This is a genomic window from Lentzea aerocolonigenes (assembly GCF_000955955.1).
Lineage (GTDB): Bacteria > Actinomycetota > Actinomycetes > Mycobacteriales > Pseudonocardiaceae > Lentzea > Lentzea aerocolonigenes_A.
In genome coordinates this window covers 1-2,003 of the sequence record NZ_JYJG01000186.1, presented here as the reverse complement: position 1 = coordinate 2,003, position 2,003 = coordinate 1, and the positions used below count along the sequence as shown (strand labels likewise).

Annotated in this window: 3 protein-coding genes; 2 read left to right on the top strand and 1 reads right to left on the bottom strand. The window is 70.4% G+C overall.

Annotated features, from left to right (window positions below):
• Positions 1 to 59: 59 nt before the first annotated feature.
• Positions 60 to 1,181, top strand: coding sequence for a metal-dependent hydrolase family protein (locus UK23_RS24235; RefSeq protein WP_045313915.1), 1,122 nt, complete (start codon positions 60 to 62; stop codon positions 1,179 to 1,181).
• Here UK23_RS24235 and UK23_RS24230 read toward each other — a convergent pair.
• Positions 1,159 to 1,752, bottom strand: a complete 594-nt coding sequence (locus tag UK23_RS24230; RefSeq protein WP_330770237.1) for a phosphoribosylanthranilate isomerase — start codon at positions 1,750 to 1,752, stop codon at positions 1,159 to 1,161. The genes UK23_RS24235 and UK23_RS24230 overlap by 23 nt on opposite strands.
• A gap of 88 nt (positions 1,753 to 1,840) precedes the next feature.
• On the opposite strand from UK23_RS24230, the gene UK23_RS51880 reads away from it, so the two are divergent.
• The coding region (locus tag UK23_RS51880; RefSeq protein ID WP_330770239.1) for an FAD-binding protein at positions 1,841 to 2,003 on the top strand (163 nt) is incomplete at its 3' end.

The following is a 2,003-nucleotide window of genomic DNA, read 5'->3' as shown; positions in this document are numbered from 1 at the left end:
CGGCAACGTTCCGGGCCACGCCACTAGCCTGGAAAACGAGTCGATCAAGGGGGCTGGGGATGAAGTACGCAATCCGGGCGGCACGGGTGTTCGACGGCGCGCGGGAGATCGGATCACCGCTGGTCGTGATCGAGGACGGCAGGATCGCGGCCCTGCAGGACACCGCCGATCTTCCGGTGGTCGACCTCGGTGACGTCACGCTGCTGCCCGGCCTGGTCGACTCGCACGTCCACCTGGGGTTCGACCCGTTCGGCGTGGCTGTGGAGCAGCTGCCGAACGACGCCGAGGACGTCATGCTGGCACGGATGCGCGCCAACGCCGCGGAGGCGCTGCGAGCGGGCATCACGACCGTGCGCGACCTCGGCGACCGCAGCTACCTGTCGCTCCAGGTCCGCGACGCGGGCCCCGAGGTGCTGGTCTCCGGGCCGCCCGTGACCACGACCGGCGGCCACTGCTGGTTCCTCGGCGGCGAGGCGGACGGGCTCGACGGCATCCGCAAGGCCGTCACCGAACGGGTCGAGCGCGGGGTCGACGTCGTGAAGATCATGGCCACCGGCGGGTCGATCACGCCGGGCTCGTCGCCGTTCGACCAGCAGTACACGACCGAGGAGCTGCGGGCGGCCGTCGAGATCGCGCACGCCGCAGGCATCCCCGTGACGGTGCACGCGCACGGCGCGTCCGGTATCAAGGCAGCGGTCGAGGCGGGTGTCGACTCGATCGAGCACGCCTTCTTCCTGGCGCCCGGCGGTCTCGCGGTCGACTGGGACACCGTGGACCTCATGGTGCGCAAAGGGATCTACGTCAGCACCACGACGGCGCGGATGCCGACCGCGGAGCCTGCTTTTCCGGTCAGCACGCAGCTGCGGCGCAACTTCGGCCGGATGCGCGAACTGGGCGTGCGGCTGGTGTGCTCGTCGGACGCGGGGGTCGGGCAGTTCAAGCGGTTCGGCTCGCTGCCGCACGGGATCATCGAGTTCGGCGAGCTGCTCGGCTTCGGCAACGACGAGGCACTGGCGTCCGCGACCAGCGTGGCGGCGACCATGTGCGGGCTCGGCGAGCGCAAGGGCCGGATCGCGCCCGGCTACGACGCCGACCTGCTCGCCGTGGCCGGGAACCCGCTGGCAGATCTGAAGGCGCTGCTGGACGTGCGGGCGGTCTTCAGGGCAGGCGAGCGGCGGTGACGAACTCGCGCATCCGGCCGTGGTCCTTGACGCCGCGGCTCGACTCGATGCCGCTCGACACGTCCACACCCCACGGCTGAGCCACGCTGATCGCCTCGACCACGGTCTCCGGCGCCAGCCCGCCCGCAAGCACCCACTTGCCGGTCGGCGGGTTGGCCTTCAGCCGCGTGATGTCCCACTGCTCACCCGACCCCGCCACCGGGGAGTCGATCAGCAGCAGCTCCTCCCCGAACGCACCGGTGCGCACGTCGGTGCCTGGGCCGAGTGCCGTGGCCCTGACCAGCTGAAACGGGAGCTCGGCCAGTTCGTCGAACGCGTCCTTCGGGTAGTCGCCGTGCAGCTGCAGCGCCCTCACACCGGTCTTCAACGCCAGCTCGCCCGCCTCCGCCGCTGAGATTCCGCGTACGACGGCGACGGTCAGCACGCTCGACGGGACGGCGGCGACCAGGCTGCGGGCCAGGTCCGCGTCGATCTGGCGGGGGCTGGTGGTCAGCACGAAACCGACGGCGTCGGCCCCGGCCTCGACCGCCACGGCGACATCGGACTCGGTGCGCAGACCACAAAGCTTCACGAACACACCATCAGCTTAGTGACCGGGGCCGCACTGTCGCGCAGCTAACAGTCACAGATCGCCCCGCCATCCGGTCCTCCTTGTACAGATGGAAGTACGGGCAACGGAGGCCGCGATGACGCAACCTGAACATCAGATAGCCACCTCAGTGCTGGTGATCGGCAGCGGCGGTGCGGGACTGCGTGCCGCCATCGAGCTCGCCGAGCGCGGAGTCGACGTGCTGGTCGTCGGCAAGCGCCCCAAGAACGACG

Bases quoted from the DNA above. Each gene is read 5' to 3' on its own strand.
- UK23_RS24235 (WP_045313915.1), top strand. From the start codon at position 60: ATGAAGTACGCAATCCGGGCGGCACGGGTGTTCGACGGCGCGCGGGAG.